Origin of the sequence: Streptomyces sp. NPDC059900 (assembly GCF_050270335.1) — a bacterium.
In the GTDB taxonomy this organism is placed as follows: Bacteria; Actinomycetota; Actinomycetes; order Streptomycetales; family Streptomycetaceae; genus Streptomyces.
In genome coordinates this window covers 1-1,051 of sequence record NZ_JBNNJZ010001167.1, presented here as the reverse complement: position 1 = coordinate 1,051, position 1,051 = coordinate 1, and the positions used below count along the sequence as shown (strand labels likewise).

Genomic DNA, 1,051 nt, shown 5'->3' with positions numbered 1-1,051 from the left:
GCCTCGGTGTAGGTGTCGCCGAGGGGCGGGTAGCTGGTGCGCCAGGCCTGCCCGTTCCAGGTCATCAGATAGGTGCGGGCCACGCCGTCGGTGTACTGGCTGCCGCCGATGGTGGCGCGGCCGGACGGTTCGAGCAGCATCGTATGGATGTTGCTGTTGGGCGGCAGCGGCACCTTCGCGTCCCGCCACGCGGTGCCGTCCCAGCGCAGAACGGCGGTTCCGGTATCGGTATCCGCCCAGGCCCAGGCGTCGCCGGCACTGCGCGCGGTGATCCCCATCAGGTAGAACACACCGTCTGGAACCGGCTGCGCGGTCCAGGCGGAACCGTCGTAGTGCAGGACCTTCAGACCGGTGTCATCCTCGCCGATCACCCATGCGGCACCCGGTACCGCGGCGAAGTCCTGGTAGGTCCACAGGGTCTGCGGCAGCGGGACGGCACTCCATCCGCCGGCCGACCGGCGCAGTATCTCCCCCTCCCCCGCCCGGTTGTTGTGCAGGATCCACATCTCTGCGCCGACGAACTGCACCTTGCCGAGCCAGCCCGGTTCACCGGCGCCGGGGAAGGTGGTGTCGCGGCTCCACGCGGTGCCGTTCCAGCGGTACAGCAGCGGTCGCAGTCCATCGGCGGCCTGTTCGTACCCGGTCGCCCACGCTTCGCCCGGCCCGCGGGCGGCGAGATCGGACACGGTCAGCGGCGGGGATGTCGCCGGGGGCACCGGAAGCGCCGACCAACTCGGTTTCGCCGGCGCGGCCGTCGCGGCCGCGGCGGGTGACACGAGCGCGGCACACGCGATCATCAGGCAGGCCATGACCACACGGAGACCGTTCACGAGACCCCCCAGGACGTGAAGGTCGCACAGCCTATTGGCATGGACACGCCCGCGAACAGTCGGCATCCGGCCGATCGCGGCTCTTTCCGGACACCCAGGCGTCGCCGAACTCCATTACCCACACGCACAGTTGACGCACGAAAGGGGCCTGCGACCCCCTGCAGCCGACCCGCGGACGGAGCGACTGCAGGGCCACAGACCCCTCGTACTGCCTCCTGTCT

At 70.1% G+C, this 1,051-nt stretch carries 1 protein-coding gene; it reads right to left on the bottom strand.

Annotation, left to right across the window (positions count from 1 at the left end; all coding sequences use genetic code 11):
- Positions 1-830 (bottom strand): hypothetical protein (locus tag ACQKIP_RS48095; RefSeq protein WP_427745946.1); only part of this gene is annotated, 830 nt, incomplete at its 3' end.
- Positions 831-1,051 lie beyond the last annotated feature (221 nt).